This is a genomic window from Streptomyces sp. NPDC048258, from assembly GCF_043201995.1.
Classification (GTDB): Bacteria; Actinomycetota; Actinomycetes; order Streptomycetales; family Streptomycetaceae; genus Streptomyces.
Map to the genome: position 1 here is coordinate 244427 of NZ_JBICZH010000009.1, position 16890 is coordinate 261316.

General features: G+C 71.4%; 19 protein-coding genes. 9 read left to right on the plus strand and 10 right to left on the minus strand.

Annotation, left to right across the window (positions count from 1 at the left end):
• Positions 1-16: 16 nt before the first annotated feature.
• Positions 17-1249, minus strand: coding sequence for an acyl-CoA dehydrogenase family protein (locus ACGFYQ_RS21990; protein WP_393746357.1), 1233 nt, complete (start codon positions 1247-1249; stop codon positions 17-19).
• 206 nt (positions 1250-1455) lie between these two features.
• Here ACGFYQ_RS21990 and ACGFYQ_RS21995 point away from each other — a divergent pair, with 206 nt between their 5' ends.
• The gene (locus tag ACGFYQ_RS21995) at positions 1456-2100 is read left to right on the plus strand and encodes a TetR family transcriptional regulator (RefSeq protein WP_393746359.1); all 645 of its coding nucleotides are present in this window, start codon (positions 1456-1458) and stop codon (positions 2098-2100) included.
• Positions 2101-2265: 165 nt separating this feature from the next.
• On the opposite strand, the gene def is transcribed toward ACGFYQ_RS21995, so the two are convergent.
• A complete protein-coding gene (gene def / locus ACGFYQ_RS22000) occupies positions 2266-2820 on the minus strand; it encodes a peptide deformylase (RefSeq protein ID WP_393746361.1) in 555 nt (184 codons plus the stop codon).
• A 123-nt stretch (positions 2821-2943) separates the two neighbouring features.
• On the opposite strand from def, the gene ACGFYQ_RS22005 reads away from it, so the two are divergent.
• The 6 genes from ACGFYQ_RS22005 to ACGFYQ_RS22030 all read left to right on the plus strand — a co-directional run bounded on the left by ACGFYQ_RS22005 (position 2944) and on the right by ACGFYQ_RS22030 (position 8231).
• Positions 2944-4182: a MurT ligase domain-containing protein gene (locus ACGFYQ_RS22005; RefSeq protein ID WP_362399803.1), complete on the plus strand. Its 1239-nt coding sequence runs from the start codon at positions 2944-2946 to the stop codon at positions 4180-4182.
• Positions 4183-4212: 30 nt separating this feature from the next.
• Positions 4213-4941: a type 1 glutamine amidotransferase gene (locus ACGFYQ_RS22010; RefSeq protein WP_393746364.1), complete on the plus strand. Its 729-nt coding sequence runs from the start codon at positions 4213-4215 to the stop codon at positions 4939-4941.
• Positions 4942-5142: 201 nt separating this feature from the next.
• Positions 5143-6168 carry a 6-phosphofructokinase gene (locus ACGFYQ_RS22015; RefSeq protein WP_362399809.1) on the plus strand — a complete coding sequence of 342 codons (1026 nt, stop codon included), beginning with the start codon at positions 5143-5145 and terminating at the stop codon, positions 6166-6168.
• 89 nt (positions 6169-6257) lie between these two features.
• A complete protein-coding gene (locus ACGFYQ_RS22020) occupies positions 6258-7214 on the plus strand; it encodes a cytochrome c oxidase assembly protein (protein WP_393746366.1) in 957 nt (318 codons plus the stop codon).
• 32 nt (positions 7215-7246) lie between these two features.
• Positions 7247-7405 carry a hypothetical protein gene (locus ACGFYQ_RS22025; protein ID WP_393746368.1) on the plus strand — a complete coding sequence of 53 codons (159 nt, stop codon included), beginning with the start codon at positions 7247-7249 and terminating at the stop codon, positions 7403-7405.
• A 115-nt stretch (positions 7406-7520) separates the two neighbouring features.
• Complete coding sequence (locus ACGFYQ_RS22030) at positions 7521-8231, plus strand: lysophospholipid acyltransferase family protein (RefSeq protein ID WP_393746370.1); 711 nt, start codon at positions 7521-7523, stop codon at positions 8229-8231.
• Positions 8232-8311: 80 nt separating this feature from the next.
• On the opposite strand, the gene ACGFYQ_RS22035 is transcribed toward ACGFYQ_RS22030, so the two are convergent.
• The 8 genes from ACGFYQ_RS22035 to ACGFYQ_RS22070 form a co-directional block, all read right to left on the minus strand.
• Positions 8312-9910, minus strand: coding sequence for an alpha/beta hydrolase (locus ACGFYQ_RS22035; RefSeq protein WP_393746549.1), 1599 nt, complete (start codon positions 9908-9910; stop codon positions 8312-8314).
• A 249-nt stretch (positions 9911-10159) separates the two neighbouring features.
• Positions 10160-10957: an urease accessory protein UreD gene (locus ACGFYQ_RS22040; RefSeq protein WP_393746372.1), complete on the minus strand. Its 798-nt coding sequence runs from the start codon at positions 10955-10957 to the stop codon at positions 10160-10162.
• Entirely contained in the window at positions 10954-11649 is a 696-nt protein-coding gene (gene ureG / locus ACGFYQ_RS22045) for an urease accessory protein UreG (RefSeq protein WP_393746374.1), read from the minus strand. The genes ACGFYQ_RS22040 and ureG overlap by 4 nt, the downstream gene beginning before the upstream one ends.
• Before the next feature lie 120 nt (positions 11650-11769).
• On the minus strand, positions 11770-12444 hold the full coding sequence (locus tag ACGFYQ_RS22050) for an urease accessory protein UreF (RefSeq protein WP_393746375.1): 675 nt from the start codon (positions 12442-12444) through the stop codon (positions 11770-11772).
• Positions 12445-12460: 16 nt separating this feature from the next.
• On the minus strand, positions 12461-14182 hold the full coding sequence (locus ACGFYQ_RS22055) for an urease subunit alpha (protein WP_393746377.1): 1722 nt from the start codon (positions 14180-14182) through the stop codon (positions 12461-12463).
• The gene (locus ACGFYQ_RS22060; protein ID WP_393746379.1) at positions 14175-14486 is read right to left on the minus strand and encodes an urease subunit beta; all 312 of its coding nucleotides are present in this window, start codon (positions 14484-14486) and stop codon (positions 14175-14177) included. Before ACGFYQ_RS22060 ends, ACGFYQ_RS22055 begins: the two co-directional genes overlap by 8 nt.
• A 14-nt stretch (positions 14487-14500) precedes the next feature.
• Positions 14501-14803 (minus strand): urease subunit gamma, encoded by a 303-nt coding sequence (locus ACGFYQ_RS22065; RefSeq protein ID WP_100580260.1) that lies wholly within the window; start codon positions 14801-14803, stop codon positions 14501-14503.
• 317 nt (positions 14804-15120) lie between these two features.
• Complete coding sequence (locus tag ACGFYQ_RS22070) at positions 15121-15570, minus strand: ATP-binding protein (protein ID WP_393746382.1); 450 nt, start codon at positions 15568-15570, stop codon at positions 15121-15123.
• A gap of 197 nt (positions 15571-15767) precedes the next feature.
• On the opposite strand from ACGFYQ_RS22070, the gene ACGFYQ_RS22075 reads away from it, so the two are divergent.
• Complete coding sequence (locus ACGFYQ_RS22075) at positions 15768-16652, plus strand: helix-turn-helix domain-containing protein (protein WP_393746384.1); 885 nt, start codon at positions 15768-15770, stop codon at positions 16650-16652.
• A gap of 12 nt (positions 16653-16664) precedes the next feature.
• Positions 16665-16886: a DUF397 domain-containing protein gene (locus ACGFYQ_RS22080; protein ID WP_393746386.1), complete on the plus strand. Its 222-nt coding sequence runs from the start codon at positions 16665-16667 to the stop codon at positions 16884-16886.
• The last annotated feature ends 4 nt before the right edge of the window (positions 16887-16890 follow it).

A 16890-nucleotide genomic window follows, 5' to 3' on the forward strand; every position in this document is an offset into this window, starting at 1 on the left:
GTGCGAGGCACAGCGCCTAGCGGATCGGCATGTCGGAGATCGTGCGGGCGATCACCAGCCGCTGGATCTCGCTGGTTCCCTCGAAGATGGTGTAGATGGCACTGTCGCGGTGCATGCGCTCCACCGGGTACTCGCGGGTGAAGCCGTTGCCGCCGAGGATCTGGAGCGCCTGGGCGGTCACCTTCTTCGCGACCTCGCTCGCGTAGAGCTTCGACATCGAGCCCTCCGCCGAGGTGAAGGGCCGGCCCGCGACCGCCATCCAGGACGCCCGCCACACCAGCAGCCGGGCCGCGTCGATCTGCGTCCGCATGTCGGCGAGCTGGAAGGCCACGCCCTGGTTGTCGATGATCGGGCGGCCGAACTGCGTGCGCGTCTTGGCGTAGTCGAGGGCGACCTCGTACGCGGCCCGCGCCGTGCCGACCGCCATGGCGCCGACCGCCGGACGGGACGCCTCGAAGGTGGCCATGGCCGCGTTCTTCACGCGCTCGCCCGCACCGCCGCTGCGCGCCCGCTCATGGGCCCGCGCGAGCCGCTCGTCCAGCTTCTCCTTGCCGCCGAGCAGACAGGAACCGGGCACCCGTACGTCCTCCAGCACCACCTCGGCGGTGTGCGAGGCACGGATGCCGTGCTTCTTGAACTTCTGGCCCTGGCTCAGACCCGGGGTGTTGGGCGGCACGATGAAGGAGGCGTGTCCCTTGGTACCGAGCTCGGGGTCGACGACGGCGACCACGATGTGGACGTTGGCAATGCCGCCGTTGGTCGCCCAGGTCTTGGTGCCGTTGAGCACCCACTCGTCCTTGGCCTGGTCGTAGACGGCCCGGGTGCGCATGGCGCCGACGTCGGAGCCCGCGTCCGGCTCGGAGGAACAGAAGGCGGCGACCTTCACGTCGTTCTGGTCGCCGTACATCTGCGGGATCCAGGTGCCGATCTGCTCCTCGGTGCCGTTGGCGAGGACGCCGATCGCGGCGAGCCCGGTGCCGACGATCGACAGGGCGATGCCCGCGTCGCCCCAGAAGAGCTCCTCCATCGCCATCGGGACACCGAGGCCGGTCGGGTCGAAGAACTGCTGGGCGTAGAAGTCCAGCGAGTAGATGCCGACCTTCGCGGCCTCCTGGATGACGGGCCAGGGAGTCTCTTCGCGCTCGTCCCATTCGGCGGCCGCGGGCCGGATCACGTCGGCGGCGAAGCCGTGGATCCAGTCCCGTACCTGCTTCTGGTCGTCGTTGAGCTCCATGGTGAACTCCGCCATGTCCCCTCCACCTGTCTGTACTGGTCCATGCGCAGGTTACTAGCGGTAACCAACACGAGGCCACAGTCTGTTACCGGTCAGTAAGCAGTGTCAAGCGCGGGCGGTGCGGCCGCGGAGGCCACCGCCGCTTCGATCACCCGGGTGTGCGGGGTGTTACGTTGCGTGGGCGTCACGCACATCGCAAGGGCGGGGAGAGAAAACACATCATGGAGACCACGCAGCAGACAGGCGAGCCGGGAGGGGCCGAGCGACGGCGCCGGGAGCTGCTCGAAGCCGCCGACCGGGTCGTGCTCAGGGACGGCCCCAAGGCCTCCATGAACGCCATCGCGGCGGAGGCCGGCATCACGAAGCCGATCCTCTACCGGCACTTCGGCGACAAGGCGGGCCTCTACCAGGCGCTCGCCGTCCGGCACACCGACGCCCTGCTCGACTCGCTGCGGGCCGCGCTCGACGCCCCGGCCGAGCGGCGCCGACGGGTGGAGGCCACCCTCGACACCTACCTCGCCGCCATCGAGGCCCGCCCGCAGGTCTACCGCTTCCTGATGCACCCGGCCGAGGACTCCCAGAGCCCGGAGCGCGGCTTCGACGTCGGCCTGCACTCGGCCCCGCTGCTGCGCCGCCTCGGCGAGGAGCTGGCCGAGGTGATCGGAGAGCGCGTGGACCTGGGCCCGGGCGGCGAACGCCTGGCCCGCGTCTGGGGGCACGGCATCGTCGGCATGATGCACGCGGCCGGCGACTGGTGGCTCGGCGAACGCCCCTGCGAGCGCGCGGAACTCGTCGCCGGCCTGACCGACCTCCTCTGGGGCCGCCTGGGCACAGCGGGCAACCGCGCGGACGGCCCGGGCTTCTGACCCGCCCCACTCCCACCGAGGCCGAACCCCGAACCGAACCCAGCCCCGCCGGGGCAAACCCGGCCTCGGCGGAGCCAGACCCAGCCTCGCCGGCGTTTGAGGCGCGGGTCCGGGCGGAGCCCGGTGCCCGGCGGAGCCGGGTTCGGCCTCGCCGAGGCCGAACGGCTAGCCGCGCAGCGACCCGGCTCCCCACGGGGTCTTGCGGATCGCCCGGCGGAGCCTGCGCGCACGGAACCCCGTAACCCGGTCCGCATAAACGGTGCCGGCAAGGTGATCGCACTCGTGCTGCAGGCACCGCGCGAAGAACCCGGTCCCCTCGATCCGTACGGCCGCGCCGTCGGAGGTGACCCCCTCGACGACCGCCCGGTCGAAGCGCGCGGTACCCGCCTCCAGCCCCGGCAGGGACAGACAGCCCTCGGGACCGACGAACTCGTCCCCGTCGGCGGAAACCAGCCGCGGGTTGACGATGTGCCCGACATGCCGGACGTCCTCGTCGTCGGGGCAGTCGTAGACGAACACCCGCTGCCCGACGCCGATCTGGTTCGCGGCGAGGCCGACGCCCTCGGCGGCGTACATCGTCGCGAACATGTCCTCGATGAGCCGGTCGAGGGCCGGACCGAACTCGGTGACCTCCGCGCAAGCGGAATGGAGCACCGGATCGCCCAGCAGGCTCATGGTGCGGACGAGGCCGGTGGTACCGGGGATGGGGCGCTGTCGCATGGCCGTAAGGGTACGACGGGCGAATATATGAGGAGATCTGCCGTGGCGTGGGGGCGCCGCGGTCAAGGCCCCGGCCGGTACTGGATAGGCTGGGGCCGACCGACGCAAGGAGGACAAGGGACGATGGCAGGCAACACGGAGCCGCTTTCGCCGCGGGCCAAGCTGGCCGTGACGGCGGGCAAGGCCGCGGCGGCGGTGTCGCGGGCCGCGGGACGCGGAAGCGGATCGGTGATCGGTGGCAAGGTCGCACTCAAACTCGACCCCGATCTTCTCGGAGCGCTCGCGCAGCATCTCGACGTCGTCCTCGTCTCCGCGACGAACGGCAAGACCACGACGACCCGGCTGATCGCGGAGGCCCTGCGGGCCAGCGGTCCGGTCGTCTCCAACGCCCTCGGCGCGAACATGCCCGCGGGCATCACCTCGGCGCTGGCGGGCGGCTCGGACGCCAAGTACGGCGTCATCGAGGTCGACGAGAAGTACCTGGCCGGGGTGGCCCGGGACGTCACCCCCAAGGTGATCGCCCTGCTGAACCTCTCCCGCGACCAGCTGGACCGCGCCGCCGAGACCCGCATGCTCGCGGAGAAGTGGCGCGAGGGCCTGTCGGGCTCCAAGGCGGTCATCGTCGCGAACTGCGACGACCCGCTGATCGTCTGGTCCGCCTCCTCCTCCCAGAACGTGGTGTGGGTCGCGGCCGGCCAGGAGTGGAAGGACGACGCCTGGTCGTGCCCCTCCTGCGGCGGTGTCATGCAGCGCCCGGGCGACGACTGGTTCTGCGGCGAGTGCGGCTTCCGCCGCCCCACCCCCAGCTGGGTGCTCTCCGGCGACCACGTCCTGGACCCGCACGGATCGGCCTGGCCGATCCACCTCCAGCTGCCGGGCCGCGCCAACAAGGCCAACGCCGCCACCTCGGCCGCCGTGGCCGCCGTCTTCGGCGTCCCGCCGCAGGTCGCCCTGGAGCGGATGTACCAGGTGCAGGCCGTCGCCGGCCGCTACGACGTCGTGAACTTCCAGGGCCGTGAGCTGCGGCTGCTGCTCGCGAAGAACCCGGCGGGCTGGCTCGAAACGTTTTCGCTGATCGACCCGCCGCCCACCCCGGTGATCCTCTCGGTGAACGCGCGCGGCGCCGACGGCACCGACACCTCCTGGCTGTGGGACGTGGACTACCCGCGCCTGGCCGGCCACCCGATCTTCGTGATCGGTGACCGCAAGCTGGACCTCGCGGTCCGCCTGGAGGTCGCGGGCCTGGACTTCCGGGTGTGCGAGACCCTCGACGAGGCCGTGCAGCTCGCGCCGCCCGGACAGATCGAGCTGATCGCGAACTACACCGCCTTCCAGGACGTGCGCCGCCGCGTCGGCAACTAGCCCCCCGTCAGAACCGCAGAGGACAAGAGCATGAGCGACAACAGCCTGCGTCTGGTGTGGGTCTACCCCGACCTGCTCAGCACGTACGGAGACCAGGGCAACGCCCTCGTGGTGGAGCGCCGGGCGCGCCAGCGCGGCCTGGACGTGCAGCGCGTGGACGTGCGCAGCGACCAGCCGATCCCCACCTCGGGCGACATCTACCTGATCGGCGGCGGTGAGGACCGGCCGCAGCGGCTGGCGGCCGAGCGCCTGCTGCGCGACGGCGGTCTGGAGCGGGCCGTCTCGAACGGGGCGATCGTCTTCTCCGTCTGCGCCGGGTACCAGATCCTCGGCCAGGAGTTCGTCAACGACATGGGCCAGCGCCAGGAGGGCCTGGGCCTGCTGGACGTCGTCACCGTGCGCGGCGAGGGCGAGCGGTGCGTCGGCGACGTCCTCGCCGACATCGACCCGCGCCTGGGCCTGCCGCAGCTGACGGGCTTCGAGAACCACCAGGGCGTCACCCACCTCGGCCCGACGGCGCGGCCGTTCGCCCGGGTGAGCATGGGCCGCGGCAACGGCACCGGCGACGGCACCGAAGGCGCGTACAACGACACCGTGTTCGGCACCTACATGCACGGCCCCGTGATGGCCCGCAACCCGCAGATCGCGGACCTGCTGCTGAAGCTGGCCCTCGACGTCAACGCGCTGCCGGCCATAGACGACCGGTGGTACGAGGCGCTGCGCGCCGAGCGCATCGCGGCGGCGACGCAGCCCGCGTAAGGCGGCGCCGGCAGCCCCGGCACCAGACGTTCGGCCCGGATTCCCCTGGTGGGAACCGGGCCGACGTGCGTTCGTACCGCCTGCGGGACCAGCATGTGGAGGATGGTTCAGCCGACCCTCCTTCCGCTTGTAGGGTGACGTGTAGTTCCCACCGGACGACGTGGTCCGGTCGTCGGCCACGTTGCAAAGGTCTTTCCTGCCATGCGCATAGGTGTGCTCACTTCCGGTGGCGACTGCCCCGGCCTGAATGCCGTCATCCGCTCCGTCGTGCACCGCGCCGTCGTCGACCACGGCGACGAGGTGATCGGCTTCCACGACGGCTGGAAGGGCCTGCTGGAGGCGGACTACCGCAAGCTCGACCTCGACGCCGTCGGCGGCATCCTCGCCCGCGGCGGCACCATCCTCGGCTCCTCCCGGGTCCAGCCCGCGCACCTGCGCGACGGCGTGGAGCGCGCCCGCGGCCACGTCGCGGACCTCGGTCTCGACGCGATCATCCCGATCGGCGGCGAGGGCACCCTGAAGGCGGCGAACCTGCTCTCGCAGGCCGGTCTGCCGATCGTCGGTGTCCCCAAGACCATCGACAACGACATCGCCTCCACCGACGTCACCTTCGGCTTCGACACCGCCGTCGGGGTCGCCACGGAGGCGCTCGACCGGCTGAAGACCACCGCCGAGTCCCACCAGCGCGTGATGGTCGTGGAGGTCATGGGCCGCCACACCGGGTGGATCGCCCTGCACTCGGGCATGGCGGCCGGCGCGCACGCGATCGTCGTACCGGAACGTCCCTTCGACATCGACGAGCTGACGGCGATCGTCGGCGAGCGGTTCTCCGCGGGCAAGCGGTTCGCGATCGTCGTGGTCGCCGAGGGCGCCAAGCCGCGCCCCGGCTCGATGGACTTCCAGGAGGGCGGCACCGACATGTACGGCCACGAGCGGTTCGCCGGCATCGGCAACACGCTCGCCGTGGAGCTGGAGAACCGCCTGGGCAAGGAGGCCCGGCCGGTGATCCTGGGCCACGTCCAGCGCGGCGGCACGCCCACCGCGTACGACCGGGTCCTGGCGACCCGCTTCGGCTGGCACGCCGTGGAGGCCGCCCACCGGGGCGAGTTCGGCATGCTGACCGCGCTGCGCGGCACGGACATCGTGATGGTGCCGCTCGCCGAGGCGACCTCGACCCTCAAGACGGTCCCGGCCGAGCGCTACGACGAGGCCCAGACGGTTCTGTAGCCGTATGCCCGTTACGGCCGCCCCCGCGCGCAGGAGCGAGCGGGGGCGGCACTACTGTGGTGGGGCACCACAGTCAAGGGAGTGAACAGATGGATCACAGCGGGCACGGCATGGACATGAACATGGACCTGCCGCCGTTCACTCTCGGACGCGGGCTGGAGTTCTCCTTCGACGCCTTCTTCCTCTTCGGCTCCCTGCTGGGGCTCGCCCTGTACGGGTGGGGCGTGCTGCGGCTGCGGCGGCGCGGGGACGCCTGGCCGCCGGGCCGGACCGTCGCCTTCACGGCGGGTGTGCTGACCGTGGTCCTGGTGATGTGCACCAAGCTGAACGACTACGGCATGGTCATGTTCAGCGTGCACATGGTCCAGCACATGGTGATCAGCATGATCACCCCGATCCTGCTGCTCCTCGGCGCCCCGGTGACCCTGGCGCTGCGCGCGCTGCCGCCCGCCGCGCGCGGTCACAAGGGGCCGCGCGAGCTGCTGCTGATGCTGCTGCAGAGCCGCTACATGCGGATCGTCACCCATCCGGCCTTCACGATCCCCATGTTCATCGCCAGCCTCTACGGCCTGTACTTCACCCCGCTCTTCGACTTCCTCATGGAGTCCAGGGCCGGACACATCGCGATGATGGTGCACTTCCTCGCCGTCGGCCTGATCTTCTTCTGGCCGATCATGGGCGTGGACCCGGGCCCGCACCGCCCCGGCTACGTGATGCGGATGCTGGAGCTCTTCGCCGGCATGCCCTTCCACGCCTTCTTCGGCATCGCCCTGATGATGGCCAGCGAGCCGATGATCAAGACGTACGGGAACCCGCCGGCCTCCCTCCGCATCGACGCGCTGCTCGACCAGCAGTGGGGCGGCGGCATCGCCTGGGCCTTCAGCGAGATCCCGTCGGTGCTGGTGCTGATCGCCCTCGTCTACCAGTGGTACCACTCCGAGCAGCGGGCGGCGCGGCGCTCCGACCGGGCCGAGGATCGCAACGGCGACCAGGAGCTGCAGGCGTACAACGCGTATCTCGCCTCACTCCGAGCGCGTGGCCAGTAGCGGAGTACCGCCTTCGCGCGTCACCATGGGGCATGACCGGATCCGTAAAGGCGATGGCAGTGATGACCTTCGCCGCCCTCGTGGCCGTCGGCACGTATTCCGTGGTCCTCGGCAGCAACGGCTGGCTGTGGTTCGGCTGGGTCGTGCTGGGGCTGCTGACCGCCGGGATGGCCGCCTCCCGCAGCTCTTGATCGAGACGGTGTTCGATCAAGACAGTGTGTGATCAAGGCCGTCCTCGATCTGCCGGACCGGCCCTGACTGTCCGTACGATGGCCGTGACAACGGGACATCGACGGGAGCGGCCTGGTGTTCTACCACTTGCTCAAGTACGTACTGCTCGGTCCGCTGCTCAGGCTGCTGTTCAGGCCGCGGATCGAGGGTCTGGAGAACATCCCGGCGGAGGGGGCCGCGATCATCGCGGGCAACCACCTGTCCTTCTCCGACCACTTCCTGATGCCCGCGATCCTCAAGCGGCGGATCACCTTCCTCGCCAAGGCCGAGTACTTCACCGGCCCCGGGCTCAAGGGGCGGCTCACCGCCGCCTTCTTCCGCAGCGCGGGGCAGATCCCCGTGGACCGCTCCGGGAAGAACGCCGGCCAGGCGGCCCTGCGCGAGGGGCTCGGGGTGCTCGCCAAGGACGAGCTGCTGGGCATCTACCCGGAGGGCACGCGCTCGCACGACGGGCGGCTGTACAAGGGGAAGGTGGGCGTGGCCGCGATGGCCCTGGGGGCCGGGGTGCCCGTCGTACCGTGCGCGATGGTCGGCACCTTCGAGATCCAGCCTCCCGGGAAGAAGATCCCGAAGATCCGGCGGGTGACGATCCGCTTCGGCGAGCCGATGGACTTCTCCCGGTACGCGGGGCTGGAGGGCGAGCGGGCCGTCCTGCGGGCCGTCACCGACGAGATCATGTACGCGATCCTCGGACTGTCCGGCCAGGAGTACGTCGACCGGTACGCGGCCGAGGTGAAGGCCGAGGAAGAGGAGGAACGGAAGAAGGCCCGGCGCCGATCGCGCTGAGCCTTCTCCTGTCACGTCCCCGGGGTCCTAGGTCGTGTCGTCAAAGTCCCGTCTGGCTGGTGGCACTTTGACGACACTCCCTAGCGGACGGCCGGCAGCTCCTCAAGCGCCGGGAGCCCGGCGCCCGGGACCTCGGCGAGGGACTTCGCGGCGACCGGGGCGGGGGCGACCGGAGTGGCGTGCGGGGCGCACTTCACGTCCTTGGCGTCGACCTTGCCGGTCAGCAGGTAGGTGTCGACCCGCGTGTTGATGCAGGGGTTCACCAGGCTGGTGACGCCGTGCGAGCCGGCGTTCTGCTCGGTGATCAGACGCGAACCGGCGAGGCGGCGGTGCAGCTCGACCGCGCCGTCGTACGGCGTGGCCGCGTCCCGCTCGGACTGGACGATCAGCACCGGCGCCAGACCGCGCTTGGCACCGACCTCGATCGGGGTGCTCTGCTTGGACTTCCAGGTCGCGCAGGGCAGGTTCATCCACGCGTTGGACCAGGTCAGGAACGGGTACTTCTGGTGCAGCTTGGTGTTGTCCCGGTCCCACTTGGCCCAGCTGGTGGGCCACTTGGCGTCGGCGCACTCGACCGCGGTGTAGACGGCGTTGCCGTTCTCGGACGCCGCGTTGCCCTTGGTGTCCGACATGTCCGGGGCGATGGCGTCGACGAGCGCCTGCTCGTCACCGGCCGCCCAGGCGGCGAAGGTCTGGGCGACGGGCACCCAGGAGGAGTCGTAGTACGGAGCGCCCTGGAAGAAGCCGATGAGCTCGGCCGGGCCGACGACCCCGCCGATCGGGTTGGCCTTGGCCTTGGCGCGCAGCTCCTGGTACTTGGCCTCGACCTTGGCGCGGGTGTCGCCGAGGTGGAAGACCGCGTCGTTCTTGGCGACCCAGTCCTGCCAGTCGTTCCAGCGGGTCTGGAAGGCGACGTCCTGGCCGAGGTTGGCCTCGTACCAGATGTTGTCCTGCGCCGGGTTGACCACGCTGTCGACGATCATGCGGCGCACGTGGGTCGGGAACAGGGTCGCGTAGACCCCGCCGATGTAGGTGCCGTAGGAGACGCCGAGGAAGTTCAGCTTCTGCTCGCCGAGGGCGGCGCGGATGACGTCGAGGTCGCGCGCGGTGTTCGGCGTGGTCATGTGCGGCAGCATCTCGCCGCTGCGCTCCTTGCAGCCGTCCGCGTACTCGGCGGCGAGCTTGCGCTGGGCGCGCTTGTCGGCCTCGCTGTCCGGGACCGGGTCGGCCTTGGGAGCCTTGACGAACTCCTGCGGGTCGATGCAGGAGATGGGCGCGGAGTGGCCGACGCCGCGGGGGTCGAAGCCCACGAAGTCGTACGCCTTGGAGGCGTTGACCCACAGCGGGCTCTTGGTGGTGACCCGGCGCGGGAAGCGCATGCCGGAGCCGCCGGGGCCGCCGGGGTTGTAGACGAGGGCGCCCTGGCGCTCCTCCTTGGTGCCCGTGCTGCCGATGCGGTCGACAGCGAGCTCGATGGTCTTGCCGAACGGCTTGGTGTAGTCGAGCGGGACCTTCACCCAGCCGCACTGGATGGGCTTTTCGAAGCCCCAGTCCGCGGGACAGTCCTTCCACTCGATCCCGGTGCGGGCGGCGCGGGCGGCGGCGATCTGGACGCCCACCGCCTCCGCGGCCCCGTTGTCACGGCCGGCCGAGGCCGCCGAGGCGGACGGCGCGAGCATCAGGCCCGCCGCCAGCGTGCCGGTGATCAGTGTGGCGGCGCTCCCCAGCGCCGCGTTGCGTATCACGTGGTTGTTCCCCCTGCGTCAGTCGCCGCCGTGGGCGGCCGGATTCGGTCCGATTCGGTCGTCGGCGTGCAGGGGGATCCTTGCGCCTGACCTGGACCGGGCAACAGAGCAGGGTCGACTTCTTTGCCAACCCGATAACCGGAGACGTGAGTACCGCTGAGCGGTGTCTGATTCGTCCCGGAACTACCCCTGCGGCGGCGGGCCGTAGGTACGGGCGGCCTCGTCCAGCAGCTCCCGCAGCCGCAGGGCGTCCGGGGCCAGGGCCGTCACGAGGACGGCCGGGCCGGCCAGCGGCGTGACCACGGCGAACTCCCCCAGCACCGCCGCCGAGGGCGGGGCCTGGGCGAAGGCCGGGTCGACGACGAGGAGTTGGCCGAGCGCCCGGTGCCCGGCGAGTCCCGCCGGTCCGTCCCAGCCGCCGGGCGCGCCGGGTCCGCAGGCGAGCTCCTGGTCCAGGAGCGGGCGGCCGCCGCGGGTGGCGGTGAGCCGGCTGCGCAGCAGGCCCGGGACCTCCCCGCAGCGGCCCAGTACCTGTTCCTCGCGCAGCACCAGCCGGGCCGTCGGGGCCAGTTGGACCCGCGTGCGCACCCGCAGGTCGCTGCCGCGCACGGAGACCAGCGGCTCCGGCAGCCACCGCACCGACGCGCCGTCCTCCAGGGTCAGGTGTACGTCGTACCGCGCGGGCTCACCGCCCCGGCCGGGCAGGGCGAGGGTCGCCGCCGCCGAGGCGAGGGCGAGGTGCGCTCCGGGTCCGGCGGCGGCCTCGACGGTGAGGTGGTCCCCGCCCAGCGGGGCGCTCATGGCGCCGACCAGCATGACCCCGGCCTCGGCGGCGGTCCCCCGGGTGCGGCGCAGGGCGAGCGGCCCTTCCCCGGCGAGCAGCGGCAGCGCGGTGCCACCCCGCCCGTCGGCCTCGGCGCGGATGCGGGCGGTGGCCCGCAGGCCGGCCGGGGGCAGGGTGACGGGGGCCGCGCCGGTCACCGTACGACCCAGGCGGCGATCCGCTCGCGCACCCAGGCGGCCACCGGGGCCACGCCCTCGGGACTGCGCAGCGACTGGAAGGCGACGGGCAGTTCACCGCGCTGCTCGGCGGCGTCGCGGGCCATCCGGCCGAGGTCGGAGCCGACGTGGGGGGCGAGGTCGGTCTTGTTGACGACGAGGAGGTCGGCGGTGGTGACGCCGGGGCCGCCCTTGCGCGGGATGTCGTCCCCGCCGGCCACGTCGATGACGAAGATCTGGGCGTCGACGAGCCCCCGGGAGAAGGTGGCGGTGAGGTTGTCCCCGCCCGACTCGACGAGGATCAGGTCGAGCGGGCCGCTCTGCCGGAAGGCGTCCTCCAGTTCCTCGACGGCCTCCAGGTTGGCGGAGATGTCGTCGCGGATGGCGGTGTGCGGACAGGCCCCGGTCTCGACGGCGGCGATCCGCTCGGGCGGCAGGACGGCCTCACGGAGCAGGAACTCGGCGTCCTCGCGCGTGTAGATGTCGTTGGTGACGACGGCCATGGAGAGTTCGGCGCGCAGGGCGCGGCACAGGGCGGCGACGGTGGCGGTCTTGCCGGAACCGACGGGTCCGCCGAGTCCGATGCGCAGGGCGCGCCGGGTGCCGTCGGCGCGTACCGGGGCGGCGCCGTGGGTGTGCCGGTGGGGGTAGGTCACGCCGTGGTCGAGATGCATGGGGGTTCTCCTTGGGGTGGTCTGGATGGCCGGTCGGGCCTAGGGGGTGTCTTGCCGATCAGGCCGGGCTCGCGGTGTCTGGCACCGCGCCCTGATCCGGCCCGATCGGCAAGACACCCCCTAGGACGCGAAGAGGCGTACCGGCCAGTCGGCATGGACCTCGGCCGCGATCTCCAGCAGGGGCGAGGAGGCCGCGGGCAGCGCGTCCACGCCCTCCGTGAGGGCCCGCCGCGCGGCCTCGGCCGCCCGGGCCGCGACGGCGTCGAGTTCGGGGGCGAGGCGGGCCAGGACCCCGCTCGCCTCGAAGGGGTCCAGGCCCAGCAGCCGCACGGTCGCGGTCGCCGGGCCGCCGACGGCCTCGTACGCCGCCACGTGCGCGGCGTCGGACGGCCCGAGCCCGGCCGCCCGGGCGGTGAGGCCGAGCACCACGGGCTGGTGGGCGCCGCGCGGGAACGCGGCGGCCAGTGCCTCCAGTTCGGGGGCGGGCCAGGTGGCCCGGGCGGCGCGCAGCAGCTGGCGGCCCAGGCGCCGCGCGGCGGTGCGCAGGGCCGGCGAGGGGGTGCGGGCGTCGGCGGCGGCGTCGAGCTCCGCCGGGTCGAGCCCGAGGGCGGCGGCCGCGGCGAGGGCGGCGGCGGTGAGTCCGGCGGTGTGCAAGCGGCCCCTGCAGAAGTCCTCCAGGGTGACGGCGTCGTGGATCCGGCCCGCTTTGCAAGCGGCCTCGGCCCCGCCGGAGTGCGCGTGGCCCCCGGCGGGGAAGCGGCCGTCGGCGAGGACGAGCAGCGCGGCGAGGCTCATCGGAAGAGACCCCTCATCAGAAGAGGAAGTATCTCTGTGCCATGGGCAGTTCGGCCGCCGGCGCCGGTTCCACGGCCTCGCCGTCGATGGTGACCGTGAAGCTGTCGGCGTCCACCTCGACCCTGGGCATGGCGTCGTTGTTGCGCATGTCCGCCTTGCCGACCTTGCGGGTGTTCTCGATGGCCACGAAGGCCTTGCCGAGGCCGAGCCGGTCGGGCAGTCCGTCGTCCAGCGCGGCCTGCGCGGTGAAGTTCAGCGAGTTCAGGGCGGGCGCGCGGCCGTGGCTGCCGAACATCGGGCGGGGCAGCACCGGCTGCGGGGTGGGGATGGAGGCGTTGGCGTCGCCCATCTGCGCGTAGGCGATCTGGCCGCCCTTGATGACCAGTTCGGGCTTGACCCCGAAGAAGGCGGGGCTCCACAGCACCAGGTCGGCGAGTTTGCCGGTCTCGACGGAGCCGATCTCGCGGGCGAGGCCCTGGGCGACCGCGGGGTTGATCGTGTACTTGGCGACGTAGCGGCGGGCGCGGTGGTTGTCGGCGGGCCCGTCGCCGGGGAGGAAGCCGCGCCGCTTCTTCATCACGTGGGCGGTCTGCCAGGTGCGCAGGACGACCTCGCCGACCCGGCCCATGGCCTGGGAGTCGGAGGAGATGATCGAGATGGCTCCGAGGTCGTGCAGGACGTCCTCGGCGGCGATGGTCGAGGGCCGGATCCGGGACTCGGCGAAGGCGAGGTCCTCGGGGACGGCCGGGTTGAGGTGGTGGCAGACCATCAGCATGTCGAGGTGTTCCTCGACGGTGTTGACGGTGTGCGGCCGGGTCGGGTTGGTGGAGCTGGGCAGGATGTTCGGCTCGGAGACCACGGTGATGATGTCGGGGGCGTGCCCGCCGCCCGCGCCTTCGGTGTGGTACGAGTGGATGGTCCGCCCGGCGATGGCGGCGAGGGTGTCGCCGACGAATCCGGCCTCGTTGAGGGTGTCGGTGTGGATGGCGACCTGGGCGCCGGTCTCGTCGCAGACGCTCAGGCAGGCGTCGATGACGGCGGGGGTGGACCCCCAGTCCTCGTGGATCTTGAAGCCGAGGGCGCCGCCGCGCAGTTGGGAGTGCATGGCCTCGCGGGACATGGTGTTGCCCTTGCCGAGCAGGCCGATGTTGACGGGGTAGGCCTCCAGCGACGCGAACATCCGGGCCAGGTGCCAGGGTCCGGGGGTGACGGTGGTGGCCTTGGTGCCCTCGGCGGGTCCGGTGCCGCCGCCGACGAGGGTGGTGATGCCGGAGGCGAGGGCCTCTTCGATGACCGTCGGCGAGATGAAGTGCACGTGGGCGTCTATGGCACCGGCCGTGACGATCTTCCCGTTGCCCGCGATGATCTCGGTCTCGGGGCCGATGACCAGGGTCGGCTCCACCCCGTCCATGGTGTCGGGGTTGCCGGCCTTGCCGATGCCGCAGATCCGGCCGTCGCGGATGCCGACGTCGGCCTTGACGATGCCCCAGTGGTCGAGGACGACCACCCCGGTGATCACGGTGTCGGGAGCGCCCTCGGCCCGGGTGGTGCGGGCCTGCCCCATGGATTCGCGGATCACCTTGCCGCCGCCGAAGACGGCCTCGTCGCCCGCGCGGCCGGGGCCGCCGCTGAGGTCCTGCTCGATCTCGACGAAGAGGTCGGTGTCGGCCAGCCGGATCCGGTCACCCGCGGTTGGCCCGAAGAGGTCGGCGTAGACCCGGCGGGAGATCTCAGCCATCGAGCGGCCCTCCGGTCTCCCCGCGCAGCCCCGGTACGGTGCGCGAGCCCCCGAGCGGTACGAGTTCCACCGCGACCGGGATGCCCGGCTCGAAGCGCACGGCGGTGCCCGCGGCGATGTTGAGCCGGAGTCCGCGGGCGGCGGAGCGGTCGAAGTCGAGGCCGGGGTTGGCCTCGGCGAAGTGGTAGTGGGAGCCGACCTGGACGGGCCGGTCAGCGGCGTTGAGCACGGTGAGGCGGGTGACGGGGCGGCCCTCGTTGAGGAGCACCGGGCCGTCCCCGTAGGCGATTTCGCCGGGGATCATGCGGGCACTCCCCTTCAGACGATCGGGTCGTGGACGGTGACGAGTTTGGTGCCGTCCGGGAAGGTGGCCTCGACCTGGACGTCGTGGATCATCTCCGGGATCCCCTCCATGACGTCCTCGCGGCCCAGCACGGTGCGGCCGGAGGCCATGAGCTCGGCCACGGTCCGCCCGTCGCGGGCGCCTTCGAGGATGTGCGAGGTGATCAGGGCGATCGCCTCGGGATGGTTGAGGCGTACCCCGCGCGCTTTTCGCTTCTCGGCCACGTCGGCCGCCACGTGGATGAGCAGTCTCTCCTGCTCGTGCGGTGTCAGTTGCACAGGTATCACCAAGTTTCCGGGACAAGATCAACAGCGCGCCGGGGCGACCCTACTGGCCGTCAACACTTTGTTGACCTGCACATATCCGAGCCAAGCGAGTCTTGCCCAACGCAGAGAAAGGCTTTCCGTCCCGACCACCGCCGCTTTACCGGATCATGGGTGATCATTGGCGGACGAACGTGGTGCCACGCTAGGCGCCGCGCTTTTCCGTCGCGTTAACCCACGTTTCGGGAAGGCACCCGGTTCAACTCACGGGCCCCGGGATCCTGGTTCCGTATACGGCTCAGCGGCCGGATACGGCTCAGCGGCGATACGGCTCAGCAGCCGGTGACGCTCTTGGCCGGGGCGCCGACCGTCCAGGGCAGCGCGATCCAGACCGTCTTGCCCCCGTCCTCGGTGGGGGTGACCGACAGCCGGCCCCCCGCTTCGGCGGTGAGCCAGCGGATGATGACCATGCCCCGGCCGTTGTCCTGCTGGACCGCCGCCGGGAGCCTCTTGGGCCAGCGCGGGTGACTGTCGGTCACGCCGACACGCAGCCACTCCTCGCGCTCCAGCCTGACGTCGACGGTGAAGGTGGGCGACTGGCCGAAAGTGTGCTGTACGGCGTTGGTGGCGAGCTCCGACACGATCAGCCGGACGCTGTCGGCGGTGTCGGCGTCGTCGGGCAGTCCCCATTCACCCAGCACCTCCGCCACATAGCGACGGGCGGTGGCGACCGAGGCGGGATCGCTCGGCAGAGTGACGGATGCTTCCTGGTGGTCTGCCATGGCGACGATCCCTTTCCCACCGGGGTCGAGCCGCCCCGGATCTGTGCTGGACGCCAGAGTGCCACCCATCGTGCCGCCGTTTGCGCCGATCCCCCAAGATGTGCATATATCTGTCGCTCAATGCGGTGAACTCTGCTACGGAAGAGCGTATTTGGACGGCAGACTGGTGCGAGCTGTGCCGGTGGAAGGAGGCGGGTGTGCAGCACGGTCCCGCGGTGCGTCGGCGCAAGCTCGGCGAGGAACTGCGTGCCCTGCGTGACCGGACCGGACTCACCAGTGGTGAGGCCGCCCGGATCGTGGGATGGCACCAGTCGAAAATCAGCCGCATAGAGACGGGGCGCAGCGGGGTCAAGCCGGAGGACATCCGGCTGCTCCTCGACGCCTACGGGGACATCGTGAGCCCCGAGCAGCGCGCGCTGCTGGAGGCGCTGTCGGCCTCGGCGGCGGGACCGGGCCCGGGGGGCGGCACCGGGCGGGGCCGCCAGTGGTGGCACGACTACCGGGGGCTGCTGCCGCAGGAGTACCGGGACTTCATCAGCCTGGAGGCGGGCGCCCGGGCGGCGCGCACGGTGGAACTGTCCGTGGTTCCCGGGCTGTTGCAGACGGCGGAGTACGCGCGGGCGGTGACGCGGGCCGCGCTGGGCGGGCTGCCGGAGCCGAAGGTGGACGCGCTGGTCGAGGTACGGCTGGCACGGCAGGCGGTGCTGCGGGCCGATCCGCCGCTGGAGCTGAGCGCCGTACTGGACGAGGCGGTGCTGCGCCGGCAGATCGGCGGGCCCGGGGTGATGGCGGAGCAGTTGCGGCACCTGGTTCGGGTGGGGCGGTTGCCTCAAGTACGGCTACAGGTGCTGCCGTTCAGCGTGGGGGGCCATCTCGGCCTCACCGGACCCTTCGTCATCTTCTCATTTCCGAACATCGCCGATCTGGATGTGGTGGTACTCGACCATTTGACGAGTAGCCTCTATCTGGAGCGGAAGGAAGACCTTGAGGCGTACAGCGCCGCGTTCCGCACCATTCAGGCGCACGCCCTCCCGCCCCAGGACTCGTCGGATCTCATCAGCTCACTCGCTGACGACGCGTAAGGAGGCACCCCCGTGTCCGCAACCCCCTTATCCACCAGCGGACTTCTGATCAGCGCGCGGTGGCGGCGGAGCAGCCGCAGTACCGGAATGAACAACTGCGTGGAAGCGGCCGCCCTCGGCGGCGGTCTGCTGGCCGTCCGCGACTCCAAGCGGACGGACGGCCCGGCCGTGCTCTTCACCGGGCCGGCCTGGGACGGCTTCCTCGCCTCCGTCCGGGCGGACCAGCTCCCGTAACTCC